The sequence below is a fragment of the Streptomyces sp. Ac-502 genome, assembly GCF_045222935.1.
Classification (GTDB): domain Bacteria; phylum Actinomycetota; class Actinomycetes; order Streptomycetales; family Streptomycetaceae; genus Streptomyces; species Streptomyces monomycini.
The window spans coordinates 1-16,341 of sequence record NZ_JBHFFO010000004.1 but is presented as its reverse complement, the minus strand read 5'-3'; the positions used below and the strand labels follow the sequence as shown (position 1 = coordinate 16,341).

Below are 16,341 nucleotides of genomic sequence, written 5' to 3'. Positions count from 1 at the left end.
CCCGCCGATTACACAACGATGGTCGGCTTAGCTTACAGGTGGCGGTCAGCAGCTTGGTCCGGCTGCTCTCTACGAGCCGAGCGTCACCGTTTCGGCGCTACTTGCCCAATCAGAGACCGTCGGCACGAGTGCGCGATCTTCCCGACTGGGATGCGAGTGCGGGACAACACCCTCTTCAGCTGCGGAGTCTGGGCATCGATTCCTCGGGATGCCGCACAGAACACCGCTCCCACCATGATGAATCCGAAAGATACAATTCCGAGCTGCAAGATGATCAGAATATGCAGACACACACTCATCGCCGCAGCCATCACCTGCCGGGACCCGCGTCGGAATAGGAAGAACGCGATCAGGGTTTCCGTCGCCATCGCCCCCCAGGCGGAGAGAAGAGCGATGGGCGTGATGCTCGTTGCCCAGCGAAACAGGTCGGCGAACAGGCCAGCCGCCCCGAAGTTCTCCATGCGGGCGACGTAATAGGTTGCGCTGCCTTCCGCCCACGGGCCGACGGGCAATTTCGCCAGGGCGCTGTTGAGGTAAATGTATGCGACTTGGGCCCGCACGCCCCACCAACCAGCCCAAGCGATACCCTGCCAGACTGACCTCTTGTGCTCTTCGCTGCTGGGACGTTGCCAGTGCCAGGTCCGCCTGTCATTGGCGCAAGCGAGAATGAGGAAGAATGTGACGACCTGCGCAACAGCGTCCCCGCCGTCGGGCAGTGATATCGACTGTCCGACGGAAATTGATGTCCAGAAATGCAGCACGGTCGTGTATCGAGGCAGAATGCCGCTCGCGACAATCAGCAACAGAGCCAGAACGAGCAGATTGAGGAGTTGCCGGTCTGCCGAGTCTGCGAGGCAATACAGTGACGCAGCCTGCACAGGGGTAGAACATGCAATCTCAATCTCATCACTGCCCACCGGAACGAAGAGATGAGAGGCTGGCGTGAAGATCAAGATCGACGCTTGCGCGAGTGCGATTATCGACCTGCCTATGCCGAGAGCCCGTGACTCGGCTGGGAAGTGCCGGACAGATCTTTGCAGCACAGCTAGTTGTCTCGCGAACACTTCGCCTCCACGAGAGCAGCCTTCTTATCGAGGCGCCATCCTTCGTACCTATCGCGGAATTTCCATGGGACAGGCGCCGACTCCACAAGTACCAGACGTCCGCACAGTGTTGGCACCGGAGATGAGTTCGTGACAGGTACAGGAGCTGAGGACCCGGCGACCACCGCCGGGCAGTCTCCCTTTACTTCCTCGCAGTCTTTCCATGTCTGCACCTGGTTCGCCATGCTGGCAACCTCCGGGCCCTGCGCACGCTGGCGTCGCGTCAACCCGTAGAGATTGTCCGAGCGTGAATTGGGAAGTCGCGACGCGTAGGAGACGCCGCCATCAGACACGATGTAAGGAACGAACTCATGATCGCTCGGAGGTTTAGTGAAGAAGGCCCAACTCTGGGGCATAAACCTCGCTGATAGCGACCGAAGATAACCCCCATCGCGCGTGGAAAGGACGTTGCTTGGGAGCGAAAAGAAGATCGATCCAGCCAGTAGAACTCCGACCAAGAGAATGCCGCCAGTGGCAGAGACCAGAACCGATGCTGAGCGAATCGACGCACCATGGCCTCTCCCTGCGGCGGTCCGCCCGTCAGAGTGCTGCTTGACGGTCGCCGGACCGCGACTCACGTCAGCGCAGAGGTCAGGGCATCGACAAACGCGTCGCGCTCAATACCTGTACTGGCCGGCTTGCCATCCTCGAGGTACCACGTAACGACCACGAGGGTCGCGAGGGCATTGGTGGCAACTCCAGCAGTCGTGTACGCGACAGCGTTGGCAGCGCCTACAGCGTTCACATAGATGGCAACGTTCGCGCCCATCCAGAACCAGCCTCTAGTCTGCGCCTGGGCTCTACTGCTGTTCGCGGGTTGGGCGTTCTTCTTGATGTAATCAATGAAGGTCACCGAGAAGTCGCGCAGAGCAGTGTCAACACGGACCGGATCCCCCGAATGGAAAGGAATCGCCATTTTTTCGTGGAATTCGGGGTGAGCGGCAAGATAACCCGTTATGATCTTCCCTAGCGCCTCTTCGTTGGTGTGCGGCTTGGAAGGGTTGAACCCAAGCATCTGCTTCAGCTCGGGATGTGCATCTGCGATCGGCCCCTGGGCAGCGAGCAACAACTGCAGAAGCTCCCTGTCACTGTACTTTGAGGCGTCATTCACTGCCTTGAGCTGCGCCTTGCCCGGCGCAGAAGTCCCCCGTCCGTCGTCGGCAAAGGCGCTCTGGGCAGTAACGCCACCCGCCACAAGGATAGAGCTGGCCACTACTGCGGCGACTGCGTTTCTCGGTGTGAACTTCATACTGCCCTTCCGACACGTGATGTAGTTCAGCATGTGCTGAACTACCTAATTCGAGTGGCCGGCTGTGCGCGCGGCCGAGTTAGCCTTGACTGTGGCTGCCGTGAGAAGTGCGAGAACCAATCCGGTACCAATCAATGGGATGATGATGACAGCCGGGTTTCTGGAATTGTTCAGCGACAACGCCAGACTGAGTGCCAAGGTAACCGCACCCACGGCATAGGCGGTCAGATATGTCACCATCAGCATCGGAGATGCCGAAGCATGCCCGGCCTCCCAAGCGCTGTCCGAAGACATCGTTGCCTTGGTCCGGATGCCAATTGCAGAATTGCGCCGGATGCTTCCGCTGGCAACCTGGTTCTTGATGTAATGAATCACCATGCCCAGCATGATCAGCCCTACGCCAAATGCCAAACCCGCGACCGGATCCATTGCTCTCCTCCAAGAATGTAGACATTAGCGTTTCCCGTTCCGGAAAGCTCTACACTTCCATCGTGCACATGACTACTCTCCGCATCACCCTGATCAGTGCCTCGCAGGCTGGAAAGGGCCGTGAGCATGGCGAATGACAGGGGGAACGGACCGGTGAGAAGGATGGAAGGGCGCCGGGTACGGGAGTTTCACTGGTTGACGCGGACCGGGCGTGGATAGCCTGACTCGCGGCGTTGAGCCGCGCGTTTGCGCACGTGAAATGCATCTTGCCCATCATTCGGTAAGGGCAGGGATAGAAAAACACCCAACCGCAGCCTGAACAGCGAATCTCCGTCGTGCTGGACAAAGCTAACATCACCTCACTCGACCCCGTCAATAACTTTAGCTCGGTGTTTAGCGTAGGCTAAATAGAAGCAAAGATCGGCGCGTATCGGACACGACTCGACCAAGCTGTTTCCTCGTCACCAGGGCGCTCCTGGGCAGCCGTACATGAGAAAGTGACACGAGGTACGCGCTTCGTTCCCGCGGCCCGCGCCTGGTAGGACACAGCGGGGCAACAGTTCCTGTTGCCAGCAGGAAGGCTGCTTCCTCGTGAAGCAGCTCACCACCGCGCCCGCCCACTCATTCGCTCAACCGCCAGGTGAAGTGCTCAGTGAGCCTTTTCAGTCTGCCCACTGATCGGGTGTTGGCGAGGCGGTGCGCAACGCACGAGGCACCCGTGCCGTTGAGGGAGGTGTTCGACGTCTCGACTCAACAGCGCAGGTGCCTCGTTGGTTCCTTATCCTGCCGCACTCGACTTGCCGCACGCCGTGGTCGAGTGGGTCACGATGCTCATCGTCACCCGCGAAGGTGACCGCCGGTGCAAGCTCCCGCCGCACCAGCGTGCCCTGATCGGTCTGGTGTACCTGCGCCGCCACGACACGCTTGCCCAGCTCTCGGCCGGTTTCGGCATCTCCGTCGGGACCGCTCACGCCTACGTCGGCGCCGTCATCACTCTGCTTGCCGTCCGTGCGCCGGGCCTGCTCAAGGTCCTGCGGGAGAGCGATCCCGGCTTCGCCCTGCTCGACGGGACTTTTGTCGAGTGCGACCGCGTCGGCGACGGCCAGGCGGACTACTCGGCCAGGCACCGGCGTCACGGAGTGAACGTGCAGGTGGTCACGGATCCGGCGGGACGGCTGCTGTGGCTCTCGCCCGCTCTGCCGGGCCGAACCCATGACCTCACCGCCGCCCGCACCCACCGGATCATCAGGATCTGCGGACGCCAGGGCGTCCCACTCGTGGCCGACCTCGCCTACCAAGGAGCCGGCCCCTGGCTGACCACGGCGTTCAAACGACGACCCCGCCAAGAGCTCACCCTGACCCAGAAGACCGTCAATCACGCGCTCGCCCGCACAAGAGTCCCGGTCGAGCGTGGTGTCGCCCGGCTGAAGACCTGGAGGATCTTCCGTCACGCCCGCTGCAGCCCGAATCGAATGACGTCAATCGCCAGGGCTGTCCTCACCCTGGAGCGGCAACGCTGAAAAGGCTCAGTAAGAGGTCCAGACGGTGCCGCGGGTTTCGTACTCCAGTATGGACTCCAGGCCGAGCGCGGCGTCGACGCCCAGTTCGCGGCGGACCAGCCACAGGGCGAGGTCCAGGCCGGAGGTGATGCCGCCAGCGGTGACCAGGTCACCGTCGTCGACGCCCCGGGCCTGTAGGGCAGGCCGACGGTCAGCGCCCACGACAGTCCGTCACGGCGAAACGCGTAGGGCCGGTCCGCGTCACCGGTGGCCAGCGGTTCCAGCCGCTCCCGCAGGCGGAACGCGATCATCGCGTCGTCCTCACCCCCGGCCAGCAGGCCCCGCACCACACGGGCCAGCCGTTCGCACTGGTAGCCGTTGGGCGACGGAACGACGCTGTCGAGCAGCCCGGCCACCTGCGGAACACGCCGGCTCAGGACCGGGCCCAGGCAGGACAAACGGGCAGAGCGGGAAGAAGGGGTGGGCTGGTCCGCGCGCAGCGCGCTCCCCCACACCGAGGGAGACGTGCGCCGAGGCCGAGGGAGGCCCGCCGACGACGGCGCTTCCTCGCCCGCGCCCGCGCGCTCCGGGTCCCGAATTTTGGCGTTCTCCCCGCCGTACGGCCGGCCGACGCCCGGACGGCGGCCCCGCGCCTTCGCCACCGGCACCACACACCCGGCCACGGCCGCGCATCCGCGCCACCGTCTCCCCCTGCGACACCTCCACCAGCCCAGCCTCACCGAACCGGCCCAGCAGCCGGGCCCCCGCATCGGCAGAACACCCCAGCAGCCGCGCCACCGTGGCCGCCGGACGCCCCTGGTCACCGCGCACCGAACCTGCGCCTCTGATCCTCCGGCGAGGCACGGCTTTGGAGCTCCGGGGTGTCGGGCTGTGAGGCACAACTGGGACACTGCGAACGGGGCCTCGCCGCTCCGCACCAAGCAACAGCGCTGCCATGCAGGTTTTCAGGCCGCCTATGGCGGCTACCCGGCGGCTCGCTCTTGTCTGCTCGTTCAATCCTTCAGGAGGCCACGCTCACTGACGAGGTAACCCGCGTGCATGCGGGTCTTCGCGCCCAGCCGCCGCATGATGACTTCTATGTGGCGCTGACAAGACCGCAGGGACATGTTCAGTCGCCGCGCAATCACTCGGTCCTCGACACCTTGCACCATGAGACGCACGATGGTGCGCTTGGTGCTTTCGGAAATCTCATCCACCACCTGGCGCTCGCAGGAGGTACCGAAGGTGATGCCCCGCGTCCACGCCCGCTCGAAGGCGGCGACCGCGAACGAAACCACGACGGAGTCCCGCACCAGCACGATTCCGTCTGAACGCGTGTGATCAGAGAAAACCGCCACCTGCCCGTCAAAAACGGTCAGCGGCATGAAGCTGTCGCTCCGAGTGCGGTACGACGTATTGCGCTGCGCCTGGGCCTGCATGTGCTCGGTGAGGTCCCGCCGGAAGCGTGCCGTGTGCGGGAACAGGGTGCGGACCACGACATCCGCACTGAGCACGGACTTGCCGCCTGAATGGAAATATGGCATGGCTGCGACAGCGGCGGACACGTCCGGCTCGGAGAGCAGGATTTCCGAGCGGCAAGATGCGGCCAACTGCAAGGTCAGCTCAGCGGCTTGGGAAGGCGAGGTGACGACCTCCACGGTTGCGGGTCCCGCGCAGCACGCTGTTCTTTCCCGGTAGACGCTGGTGAGCTCGTGCAGCACCGCACTGATGCGGTCGACCTCGTGGTGCCGGCGCTCGATATCGCGCCGCAGAGGTCCGACGAGTTCGACTCGCGCCGTCTCAGGTGACACTGCGCAGTAGTGCGCGGGCGACGTGGAGTCGGCACGAACCAGATGCAGCCGAAGCAACCTGGCAATCGACGCCTCAATCTCCTGCTGCTGCCGTCCGGTCCCTGAAGCGATTTCCTTGATGGAGCAATGAGCGACCTCGGCGATCCAGCTATAGATCTCGCGGTCCTCGCTGCGGAGAAGAGCCGTCTCGGGTTCCGTGGATCGCGATCTGAGTGAACCCTCGTCATGTATGACGCGCGACGCAGTAGGCACGGTGGAATCCCTCATTCTACCGCCGGGCGGAAATACGACCCCCTGGCTGGCGTTCTCTTGCTGAGCCGGAAGCTTAACCTATCCGTGCCACCGGAGCCGGCATACGCCTCACCCCCGGCACCTACGCCTCCTTACGACCGCATGGTGCTCGGTAGCCGTCCGTCTCTTCGACGCCGCGGCGCCCGGCTCGCTCGCCTCCGGCGGACGTGCAAAACTGTCGCACCAAGAAATGGAACTGCCACACTCGTGCAACGCGTAACTCTTTGTGTCGACGACTTGGCGCGTACCAGAATCATCGGCACACTTGGCCGACACGTCGAGGCGATTTTCGCAGTGGATGCCCTGCGCAACACGCGGAGCGATTTCCTGCAGGCCTGGCGCCACAAAGTGCTCGTGAAGCTAGAGCATCCAGGAAGGGAGCTTGCACAGGCCCGGCGGCTGGCAGGTGTGAGTGGCGGCTCCCGGGAGGTCCTGTCCGCCTGGTCGAGCGTCGCAACGGTGCCGGATACGGCCCACTCCGGCACCCCGGGTCTGCAGAGAGCACATTTAACAGCGGCCGTTGAAGAGATGTGCCAGGTGGCCGTGCGGCCGCACTGGAAGCGCGTTCATGCTCACCTAGCCTCGGCCCAGGACTTCCGCCGGGACGCCATGTGCCGTGACGGAATCGAGGCCCTGCTGAACGGCCTAGGCCCGGGCATACGTTGGAACGCGCCCGTGCTGGAAATTCACTCCGCGGGCATGAAGCATCTGAAGCCGAACGGGCGTGGACTGCTGCTGTCCCCCTCGCTCTTCCTTCAGGGGGCGCCGCGGTGCTTCCGTCGCTCCCGGGGAGGGCGGAGAGCGGCCCGGTCCTGATCTTTCCTGACCGCCCAGGTGGCCATCACTGCTCACTTCTGGACGAGGAGCGTTCGTCCGCGTCTGCCGCAAGCCGCCTGCCGGCAGAGCGCCTGGCGGCCCTGCTGGGCAGGACTCGGGCCGCCATTCTCCAGGCACTGCGTGACGGCTGCACCAACGGCGAACTCGCCGATAAACTGGGGGTCACCCCGGGCGCGGTGAGCCAGCACACCGGCACGCTGCGAGCTGCAGGGCTGATCTCGACCCGGCGCAGCGGCGGCGGTCGCGTCGTGCACACCGTCACTACGCTCGGTCGCGATCTTCTGCACGCCGCTCCGGACCCTGCCGAACTGTGCTCACATGGCAGACGGCTCGGCGGCCCGTTCTTCCGCGACACCCGTCCGTTTCCTCCATGAAACCCTGCGCTCTCCTCGCGCGCATTTGACGAGCGATAGCGCAGCTACGCCCCTGCCGAAAACTGGCAGGGGCGTTTGCGCTTGCGTCCCCGATCGAGCGGGACCGGCGAACGCCCGCCAGCTCCTCCACACGGTTGCTGAAGAGCGCTGCTGCCGTCCTGTTTTAGCTGAAGCTAAAAAGGTTGCCGGTTGAACCGCCGCCCCAAGATAATGCCTTCTATATCGGCAGCTCATGAGAATCCAACCCTCTCTGAATTTTGGGTGCGCCATCGGGTGAGAATCAATCCCCGAAGGCCAGTGGCAAAGAACTGGAGGCGCCAAATGCGTGGCACATATACCGCCACCCGGAAAGCGGAAGCCACTCGGGAAACCCTCGTGCAGCGTGAGCAGCCAAGCGGCAGGTCACATCGGTCCTGCCTCCGTGACTATTCCGCTCTACCTCCAGACCATCACTGCCACTTCCCGCCGCTTTAGGAAACGGAAGGCCGAAACGCGTCCATGATTCCCTTAACGGTGCCTCCCGGTCGAGCAGATTTCATCGAAGGTGATGTTCAGCGGCCTGTTCCAGCAAGGCTCGTGCGGAGTTCGCGTAGCGCATCGCGGTCTTCTCGTCGAGGCCGAAGACCTCGGCAAGGTGGAGTTGGCCAGGGCCGTGGACCATGGCCTCTTCAAGCTGTCGGTCGACGCAGAGCCGCTCCAGGGTGGCGCGCCTGAGAGCGCCCAGCCGGGTGCCGCTCGGCGATGCCCGCAATACCTTCCCGAAGTACGCGTCGGCGTCGGGCGGCTCCGTCTCCCACAGCGGTCGGCCGAACCAGGACCGCGTCAGCTCCAGGTGCCCGACGTCCCCGCGGATCGTGCCGTCCGCCAATCCAGCCGAGACCCGCGCCAACGCGAACCCCGCCAGCACGTCGGTCTCGAGCTGCTCCAGCTCCTCCGCCGTGGCCGGCGGCCGGACATCACGCCGGTCCCCTACGACAGCCAGCGCCAACCCGAGCCCCCTCACCTTCACCCCGATCGTGAACCGATCAGGCATGGTGAGACCGCTTCAGGAATCCCGAAGTTAGACCGCTGCCGGAGAGAAGACGAACCCACTGGCCACGAGGTTGAAGACTCAGCGCGGCTCAGAGCAACCGTCATGTGGGGTCTTGTCAGCTGGGTTGGGCGGTTCGATCTCGGTCAGCTTGCTTCGCAGGTGGGCCCGTTCGGGTTCGGTGCCGGCCAGGTCGAGTGCTTCCCGGTAGGCCGACGCGGCCTCGGGCAATCGGCCGAGCCGGTGCAGCAGGTCTCCCCGGGCGGCCGGGTAGGGGTGGGCCCGGCCACCGGCCCGCCTCTTGCGCGTACCCGCGGGTCCCGGCAGATCATCTGACCCCTCACGGCCGTAGCTGGAAAACCCACCGACATCTGCACCCTCACCCGTCTCAGCAACCACATCAGGGTGTGAAGGGTTGCCGCAGCGTCGGGCTCTGCAACATCCGCCGCATCCGTCACCGGCACGATGCTGACATGCGGGGTCACCACCGCCATGCCGGGTCACCTCCGGGCCGTCGTACCATCATCGTCCTCGCCGGGGCTCTCCGGGGCAGCCCCTTGTCGAGGCCCGTCCGGGGCGCCGAGCAAGTCGTCGGACACAAACTTCCGCCACATCTCGGTTTCCCACCGTTCCCTATCCGCCTGCCGTGCGAGGTCTCTGGCCGTGGCCTGCCTCTGGTCGAGGACCGCCTCCAGGGCGACCGCGTGGTCTTCCAGAGCCTGAGCGACAGCGTCCTGGGCCGCTTCCCACCGGTCCTGCGGTAGGCGGCCGGCGAACTGCGTCAAAGCAGTGTCCAGGGCGGGCCTGCCGCCGCGGGCGAAGACTTCGCAAAAGAACGCACGGTCCATACCTGCATAACGGCTGCTGGTCACCCTCATAAACGAGCAGGGTCTGGACAGGCGGGACGCTCACTGTTAAAGCTGCGAGTGCAAGCAGCGCCGCCGGGCGGCAACCCACCGCAAGTGGCAAGCAGGCGTCGACGCGCCCGAGTGAAACCGCCCTCCTGCCGTAAGCAGTCCGCCATGCTGGCGCCGCCGCCTGCGCCACTGCACTGGCGGGGCTCACGGATGCCCCTGGAGCAGGACCACCCCCGCGTGCGCGGGGACCACAGGGCACGACCAGTGGTTTTACCCGGCGGGATGCGGGATTTTACTTACTTGTGAGAACACCGACATTTCCACCCGAAGGGTGCATTCGAGGCAGTAGCACGGTGACCCGATCACGCTACTTCTTGCAGGCGACAGCAGGCACACGTCGTCGCCGGGGCAGCTCGCGGCCGAGCAGCCAGCCGACCGCACGAGCCCGCCGCCCTGGGCCGCCAGGCGCTGCGTCAGCCGCTCTGCCAGAACCCCGGCGGCGCGTCATTCCCTGCCGCTGCGTGCTCTCCACGCAAGCGGAGGTGAGCCGGTCCCCCAGGGCGACGAGGGGCACGGCGTGAAGTGCTCTCCGCGCGAGCGGAGGCGAACCTTTTCCGCCGCTCGGGCGGAGACCAGTGCCTGGCGCGCGAGGTCGACACTGCTCAGGTCTGTCGCCACGCGATCACCACTCCGGCCGTGCCGTCATCAAGGGTGCGGGCGCGGCGAGCTCGGGCAGCCGGTCCGTCCACGGCACGGCCTCGGCTGTCCCGGTGCGGGCGGGGGCCTGCTCGCGCAGCTGCTCCAGACGTGTCACGAGCAGGTACTCGGCCGTACGCCGTTGTGCCGTGCCGGCGGCCTTGGTGGCCGCCGCGACGGCGTCCGCGCCGTTCGGGTTGTGCCGGTACCAGCGGCGCCCCTGCTCGCTCTTGAACGTCTGCCGAGCCTCCGCCTCGGCTTCCGATCGCCCCACAGGGCCCGAGCGGTTCACGGCCGTCACGGCGTACGACGGTGCCGGTGCGCCGCGGCGCAGCTGCCCCTCCGGGCAACCGGCAGGGGCGGGGCCGTCCGCCTGGACCGGTTTCCGGTGCCTTTCCCAGGGCCACTACTGCTACCAAGGGAGGCTTGTGGCCCGTACGGGTCGGGGAGGGAAAGCTCGTGGACTTTTCGTTCGAGTGTGGGTGGTGTGGCGAAGACTGTGTCGTTTACGGCGAGCCCACCGGTTTCTGGCGGGAGCTGTACCGGGTCCCGGACGAGTGGCACTGCTGGTCCTGCGATGGGCTGAACTACACCCATGACCCGCCGTGGACACCGGCGGAGTAACCGACACCGACCGTCCGGCGCCGACAACGGGCCGCACATCCCGGTACGCGCCACGAAGGTGCTCATCACCCGCACACCTGAGGGAGATGGAGCCCGTCGGCAAGAGACGGTCGGCGAGCTGCAGATGAGCGCGGGCTTCGACCAGGAGCTCGTCGGCGAAACCCGGACCCACCGCCCCTACACCTCAGACGCCGAACGGCAGGCCGCCTTCACCGCCTGGCTGGACTGGTACAACTACCACCGACCCCACACCGAAATCAGCGGCCACACCCCAGCCAGCCGCGTCACCAACCTCACAGGGCAATACAACTAGGGGTCGTGACCGCCCCGTCGTCGGCGTCAGTGACACCCTTCCGGGAGTCGATCCGGCCCCCGCCGGCCATGCCGGACTACCCGCCCGCCGGGCACCGTCTGTAACGGCCTCGCGGAAGTACCCGCGAATCGCGGACGACCTGCTGACTGCCTCCCGTGTCGGGCGACGTGGGAATGTCAGCGCTTGGCGACATGTGGTGTGTCAGTGCGAGCCGAGGCTTCGGGCATGGGGCCAGGTTCCCGATGATCTCCTGAATATTGCGAAGATCGACGCATGACTATCCCGCTCTCCGTCGACCGGATCTTCGGCGACCGTTCTTTCGCCGAGATCGGTGACCCTGTACTGGCCGCCGTCGACGGGCGGCGTGGCCTGCTGGCCGTGGCGGGCAGGTACGAGTTCGGCGGCACTGCACCCGTCGGTGTGTACGGCACGGGTGACCTGGCCTGCCACGCCCTCGTCCGCTCGCGCTACGCGGTGCACACGATGGCTTTCCATCCCACGCTTCCGCTGCTCGCGGTCGGCACCGGCCGCTACGACGGCGGCTACTTCTTCGAAGGCGAGCTGCTCCTGCTGAACCTGGAGACGGGAACGGCCGTATCGCTCATCGAGCACTGGCTGGGCCGCCAGGTCCTGGAGCTGGAATGGCTCGACGAACAGGCACTGCGGATGGTGATGGCACCACCCGACGACTGGCAGGACGACACCGCACGCGTCGAAGGACATGTCGCGGTGGTGCGCAGGCCGGACTGGGCCACTGTGCCTGCCAAGTCCCTCACCGAGCATGACCTGGCCGGCCCGCGGGTGCCGGCAGCGCGTCCCGACGGCAGCGAGGTCGCCCGCCGGATGCTCTCGGAGCTGAGCACGGACTGGGAACCGCGCCGTAATGTCCGTGCGGTCGAGGTCCTTTCGGACGGTCGGACACTGGCCACACTCGACGGAGTGCAGATGGAGTCCTGGCTGCCCTCGGGGGAGCGTGCGTGGATGGTTCCGGACGAGGAGGGCGGGCGCGAGATCGTCGTCGCCACGGACGAGGGATCCGCGTGGGTCGGGCTCATACGCCGCCGCGGCATGCGCGATTCCGTTCCGCAGTCGGTCGTCCGCCTCTCTCTCGCCGACGGGAAACAACTCGACGGCATCGTCCCGTCGGCGCCCGTCTCGCTGGTGCGCTGTGCTGACGGCCGGCCGGCCTTGTCACCGGACGGACGCAATGGTGACCGCAGCCGGCTTCCCGTCCGGGGCGGACGCCGCATCTACTTCCAGTCGATTCTCCGGCCCTCGGGCCAGCCGAATTCCTACAAGGGCGAGTGCTGGGTCGCGGCCGTGGACCTGCAAGGGCCCGCGACCGGGAGGCCCGTCGTACCCCTCGCACGGTCGGCCCGGCGGCTGTTCCGGTACTCCTGGGAGCCCGGCGAGACGCATTTCGGCGGTCCTGGGGTCGAGGTCGAGGACGGAACTCTGGTCCACGCCGGGACCGTGTATCACGGCCACGGGCTCCAGCCCGGCGGGTCGTTCGTCGTCCGGCGCGAGACGACCGACGGGCGCCCGCGGTGGGTGTTCCGTACTGACCGGAAAGCCGCCGCATTGGACGCCGACGCGGCTACCGTCTACGTCGGGTACGACGATGGAGAGGTGGTCGCACTAGACCTGGGTGACGGCACCGTGCGCTGGCGGCAGCACCTCACCGTCGGTGCGGTCTCCGCCGTACCTACCGCTCTCACCGTCACAGCCAACGGCCGGTTCATCATCGGCACCAGCGACGGCCGCATCCTCGAATGCTCGGCCGCGTAGGGACCTACCTCCACAACGTAGCTGCCGCCGTACTGGAGCTTCGCAGGTCACCCTTCGTTTCTCTTACCGCCGCATCGTGCGGTTGGGGCCAACTACAGGGATAGGGAGCGGCCGTGGAGACGGGAGCGACGGGGGTCTACCGCGAGCGGGCGGAGCGCCGGCGGCGGGTGCGCGGGACGGGCGAGGCCCGTGGCGACGGCTGGCAGCACAGCGAGGCGGACGACCGGCTGCTGCAGCGGCCACCCGGTACGGGACGCTGCACCAGGCGGCCGCTGCGGTCCTTACGCGTGCGCGCGTAGAGGCCGCTCAAAACGCTCAAAACTCCGTGTCCGCGAATCGCGGACGCAGCGAACGCTCAACGGGCGCCGAAGCGGTCGCTCAGGTACAGCAGGATCCGACGGCGGGCCGCGTCCTCCAGGCTCTCCAGGGCGTCGATGCACTCCTGCAGCGCGTCCAACTCGTCGCGGGACTGCTGGACGGGCAGATCGACCTTGGCCCGGAACTCCTTGGCCAGTTCGGAGACCCAACCGACCGACCAACCAGTGATCTGGGCCAGGCGCCGCACGGGGGTGCCGTCGGCGACACCCGCCCGCACGGCTTCGGTGGCGGCGTCCTGCTTCATGCGGACGGGCGGGAGGGAGACCGGGGCCGGGGTGGATGGCATGGGGCGACGGTAGGACGCCAGCGGACGGTTCCTGCGGATGTCGCCCGGATGAGGGCGCGCCCCAGCCCTGTTTCGATGCCCGGACATTCCGGATACATCGCAGGTCACCAGACCAGGCCCCTCCAACCGGGGATGACAACGCGGAAGGGCCCCGCGCGGCCGAAGCCGGGCGAGGCCCTGGAGGCATCGGGAGCCGGTCAGCTGCTGTCGGAGTCTTCGGCGGGCCAGGGAGTCCCGGTGCCGGGAGTGGCGCGCAGGTCGGCGGCGCGGGCGCGGTCCCGCTGGATCCACTTGTGGATGTCGGCGGGGACGACGTCCCCTTCGCGGATCATCCGCTCGTACAGCGCCACCCGGCGCTCGCACAGGTCGGCCTCCACCCGGGGGGCGGGCACCATCTGCTCGTCGAGCAGCCGGCGGGAGATGCCCGACAGCCGCATCAGCATGGTGGCGGTGCTGTTCCGGGTGAGGGCGCCGGTCACCGGGTGCTCCTCGTCGGCCCAGCTGTCGCCGGGGACGGTGCGCTGCTGGAGCCACTCCTCCAGGTCCTTGGCCGTCTGCTCAGCGGTGCCGTACTCCGGACGGAGGGTGCCGTCGGCGTAGCGGGCGCCGTAGGGGATGCGCTCGTCGTCGGGGGTGCCGTCGGGGAGGTAGCGCTCGGGCTTGTCGAGGGGCGCGCGCCAGCGGGCGACGACGTCGGCGAACCGCTCGTGGGCGGTCTGGCGGGTGACACCCAGAGCGCCGCCGATGTCCTCCCAGCTGCTGCGCCGCTCGCGCTCGTAGACGACCGCGCAGCGCAGGACGTCCTCCGCGCGGCGGACCAGGGCGGCGGCTTCCTCTACATAGCTGCCCTGGCCGCTGAAACCGCCCTTGTCGTACCAGGTGGGGACGCCGCGCAGGGCGGACTCGGCGACCTCCCGGTAGGCGTCGGACAACATGATGCGGGCCAGCGCCTGCTCGTCGTACGGGTGCGGCGGGTCCTGGACCGCCTTGCCGGGAGGGGTGGTGGTGTCCGCGGCTGGTGCGTCCTTCTCACTCATGCTGTCAGGCTAACCCTGACGGATGGGTTGCGTCAGGAAAACCCTGACAATGGCCGCAGGGGCGGTCTCGGGGTTGGGTATCCGTCGTGATCCATTCCGGCTGGGGCGGAAACGGTCGCTCCTGGCCCCCGTTGTGCATCGATGTGGGATCGCCCTGCAACCGTGGGCCTTCGAGCTTTGTCTCCATCCTCATGACAGCCAACCGGAAGCCGCGGTCCACTCCGCACGACCGGGAATTGCGGTTGTGGAAGGTCGGCCGGGCGCTGACCCTCGCCTTCGCTGCGGCGATCCTGGTCGCTGGCGGCATCTTCTACGCGCTGGTGGCGCTGCTCGACTTCAAGGAAATCGACAGCACCGCGAAGCTCGACGCGAAGACGCTCTTCGACTTGGTGAAGCTCTCCTTCGGGGTGGTCGCCGGGGCCGGTGCGCTCGTCGCCCTAGTCGTCGCCTACCGCCGCCAGCGCGTCGACGAGGCCGGCGCCCACCGCGAAGCCACTCGCCTCCACACCGAACGCTTCTCCCAGGCCGTCGACAAACTCGGCTCCGACTCCCCGGCCGTCCGGCTCGGCGGCGTCCACGCACTGGCTGGCCTTGCTGACGACGCCCCCACCCAAGACCTACGCCAGACCTGCATCGACGTCCTATGCGCCTACCTCCAGCTCCCCTTCGGCCCAGGCCCTGGACAGTCGGCCCACCAAGAGGAACAGCACCGCTACCTCGCCCTCCGTAAGGTCCGACACACGATCCTGCGCCTCATCGGCGATCACTACCGGCGCCCCCTGGGAACCCATCGCTCCTGGCAGGGCTGCTCTCTTGATCTCACTGAGGTCGCCATCGACGGCGACCTAGACTTCGGCGGCGCGACGTTCTCCGGCGGCGGCCATGTGTACTTCGACAACGCGACGTTCTCCGGCAGCTACGTGTCCTTTTATCAAGTGACGTTCTCCGGCAGCGTGGTGTCTTTCGAGAACGCGAGGTTCTCCGGCGGTCGGGTGTCCTTCAGTGACACGACGTTCTCCGGCGGCCACGTGCACTTCGACAACGCGAGGTTCTCCGGCGGTCGGGTGTCCTTCAGCGGCACGACGTTCTCCGGCGGCCACGTGCACTTCGACAACGCGACATTCTCTGGCAGTCGTGTGTCTTTCGACAACGCGATGTTCTCCGGCGGGGTGACGTCCTTCGACGGTGCGACGATCTCCGGAGGCATGGTGTCATTCGATAGGGCGTCGGGCACGGTTCCGTCTATCCAATAACCCCGGGGAGGCGCAATCGGTCGATTGCACCCCCGCCCTCGCCGATGCGTTACGCGCCGTCGGAACAGGGAGAACTCGGGGACGAGCCGGTGGAGTCCGCCTCGTACTTGCGCCTCCCGGTTCTGCCCCGGCGGACTCCGGGGCTCCCGGGGCGGATGCCAGCGTTCATGCCGTGGACGGCGGGCCGCGTGCCGCCCGCGGCGAAGGGTTAGGCGGACTGCTGGCCGCCTCCCGCGCCTCCGTGTTCCTCGGGACGGGGCCCGGGCGGGGCTGCGCCCGGGCGGGCCCGGCGGGCGCGCAGGGCGCGGGCGCTCCAGGCGCCGAGGGCCACGGTGAGGGCGGCGCCGAGGCTGCCGAGGAACTCGGGCAGCGCGGCGTGCAGGAGGTCGGACATCTGGGTGCGGGCACGCCACGGCGGAGGCCCTGGCGTGCCGTCTCCGTCCGCGGTGCCGGCGTGTACGCGATGTGCCCCCGGGCCCCCGGGCC

At 66.8% G+C, this 16,341-nt stretch carries 15 protein-coding genes and 3 pseudogenes; 6 read left to right on the top strand and 12 right to left on the bottom strand.

The window, feature by feature from the left end; translation table 11 throughout:
- Window positions 1–83: 83 nt before the first annotated feature.
- From ACEXOX_RS45340 to ACEXOX_RS45325, 4 genes are all read right to left on the bottom strand, one after another.
- Window positions 84–1,043 carry a sporulation-delaying protein SdpB family protein gene (locus ACEXOX_RS45340; protein WP_406527021.1) on the bottom strand — a complete coding sequence of 320 codons (960 nt, stop codon included), beginning with the start codon at window positions 1,041–1,043 and terminating at the stop codon, window positions 84–86.
- 2 nt (window positions 1,044–1,045) lie between these two features.
- Window positions 1,046–1,459, bottom strand: coding sequence for an SdpA family antimicrobial peptide system protein (locus ACEXOX_RS45335; RefSeq protein WP_406526976.1), 414 nt, complete (start codon window positions 1,457–1,459; stop codon window positions 1,046–1,048).
- Between the two features lie 218 nt (window positions 1,460–1,677).
- Window positions 1,678–2,385, bottom strand: a complete 708-nt coding sequence (locus tag ACEXOX_RS45330; RefSeq protein WP_406526975.1) for a hypothetical protein — start codon at window positions 2,383–2,385, stop codon at window positions 1,678–1,680.
- Between the two features lie 12 nt (window positions 2,386–2,397).
- Window positions 2,398–2,781 (bottom strand): SdpI family protein, encoded by a 384-nt coding sequence (locus tag ACEXOX_RS45325; RefSeq protein ID WP_406526974.1) that lies wholly within the window; start codon window positions 2,779–2,781, stop codon window positions 2,398–2,400.
- A gap of 770 nt (window positions 2,782–3,551) precedes the next feature.
- Here ACEXOX_RS45325 and ACEXOX_RS45320 point away from each other — a divergent pair.
- Complete coding sequence (locus ACEXOX_RS45320) at window positions 3,552–4,301, top strand: transposase family protein (protein WP_406526973.1); 750 nt, start codon at window positions 3,552–3,554, stop codon at window positions 4,299–4,301.
- A gap of 6 nt (window positions 4,302–4,307) precedes the next feature.
- Here ACEXOX_RS45320 and ACEXOX_RS45315 read toward each other — a convergent pair.
- Both ACEXOX_RS45315 and ACEXOX_RS45310 read right to left on the bottom strand, forming a co-directional pair.
- Window positions 4,308–4,472: pseudogene (locus ACEXOX_RS45315) on the bottom strand (DJ-1/PfpI family protein); the annotation flags it as partial.
- A gap of 821 nt (window positions 4,473–5,293) precedes the next feature.
- Complete coding sequence (locus ACEXOX_RS45310; RefSeq protein WP_406526972.1) at window positions 5,294–6,343, bottom strand: LuxR C-terminal-related transcriptional regulator; 1,050 nt, start codon at window positions 6,341–6,343, stop codon at window positions 5,294–5,296.
- 809 nt (window positions 6,344–7,152) lie between these two features.
- Here ACEXOX_RS45310 and ACEXOX_RS45305 point away from each other — a divergent pair.
- Window positions 7,153–7,593, top strand: a complete 441-nt coding sequence (locus tag ACEXOX_RS45305) for an ArsR/SmtB family transcription factor (protein ID WP_406526971.1) — start codon at window positions 7,153–7,155, stop codon at window positions 7,591–7,593.
- Between the two features lie 535 nt (window positions 7,594–8,128).
- Here the strand turns inward: ACEXOX_RS45305 and ACEXOX_RS45300 are convergent.
- The 3 genes and pseudogenes from ACEXOX_RS45300 to ACEXOX_RS45290 all read right to left on the bottom strand — a co-directional run bounded on the left by ACEXOX_RS45300 (window position 8,129) and on the right by ACEXOX_RS45290 (window position 10,477).
- Window positions 8,129–8,626, bottom strand: coding sequence for a hypothetical protein (locus ACEXOX_RS45300; protein ID WP_406526970.1), 498 nt, complete (start codon window positions 8,624–8,626; stop codon window positions 8,129–8,131).
- A gap of 78 nt (window positions 8,627–8,704) precedes the next feature.
- Window positions 8,705–8,899: pseudogene (locus ACEXOX_RS45295) on the bottom strand (hypothetical protein); the annotation flags it as partial.
- Between the two features lie 1,263 nt (window positions 8,900–10,162).
- Window positions 10,163–10,477, bottom strand: coding sequence for a hypothetical protein (locus tag ACEXOX_RS45290; protein WP_406526969.1), 315 nt, complete (start codon window positions 10,475–10,477; stop codon window positions 10,163–10,165).
- Window positions 10,478–10,897: 420 nt separating this feature from the next.
- On the opposite strand from ACEXOX_RS45290, the pseudogene ACEXOX_RS45285 reads away from it, so the two are divergent.
- The 3 genes and pseudogenes from ACEXOX_RS45285 to ACEXOX_RS45275 form a co-directional block, all read left to right on the top strand.
- Window positions 10,898–11,113 (top strand): annotated as a pseudogene (locus ACEXOX_RS45285) (integrase core domain-containing protein); the annotation flags it as partial.
- Window positions 11,114–11,386: 273 nt separating this feature from the next.
- Entirely contained in the window at window positions 11,387–12,901 is a 1,515-nt protein-coding gene (locus tag ACEXOX_RS45280; protein ID WP_406526968.1) for a PQQ-binding-like beta-propeller repeat protein, read from the top strand.
- Between the two features lie 113 nt (window positions 12,902–13,014).
- Entirely contained in the window at window positions 13,015–13,200 is a 186-nt protein-coding gene (locus ACEXOX_RS45275) for a hypothetical protein (protein ID WP_406526967.1), read from the top strand.
- A gap of 56 nt (window positions 13,201–13,256) precedes the next feature.
- Here the strand turns inward: ACEXOX_RS45275 and ACEXOX_RS45270 are convergent, their stop codons facing one another.
- Window positions 13,257–13,565 carry a hypothetical protein gene (locus tag ACEXOX_RS45270; RefSeq protein ID WP_406526966.1) on the bottom strand — a complete coding sequence of 103 codons (309 nt, stop codon included), beginning with the start codon at window positions 13,563–13,565 and terminating at the stop codon, window positions 13,257–13,259.
- Window positions 13,566–13,762: 197 nt separating this feature from the next.
- The gene (locus ACEXOX_RS45265; RefSeq protein ID WP_406526965.1) at window positions 13,763–14,602 is read right to left on the bottom strand and encodes a hypothetical protein; all 840 of its coding nucleotides are present in this window, start codon (window positions 14,600–14,602) and stop codon (window positions 13,763–13,765) included.
- A gap of 191 nt (window positions 14,603–14,793) precedes the next feature.
- Between ACEXOX_RS45265 and ACEXOX_RS45260 the strand changes: the two genes are divergently transcribed.
- On the top strand, window positions 14,794–15,855 hold the full coding sequence (locus tag ACEXOX_RS45260) for a pentapeptide repeat-containing protein (protein ID WP_406526964.1): 1,062 nt from the start codon (window positions 14,794–14,796) through the stop codon (window positions 15,853–15,855).
- A 208-nt stretch (window positions 15,856–16,063) separates the two neighbouring features.
- Here the strand turns inward: ACEXOX_RS45260 and ACEXOX_RS45255 are convergent.
- Window positions 16,064–16,341: hypothetical protein (locus tag ACEXOX_RS45255; RefSeq protein WP_406526963.1), on the bottom strand; the 278-nt coding region annotated here is incomplete at its 5' end.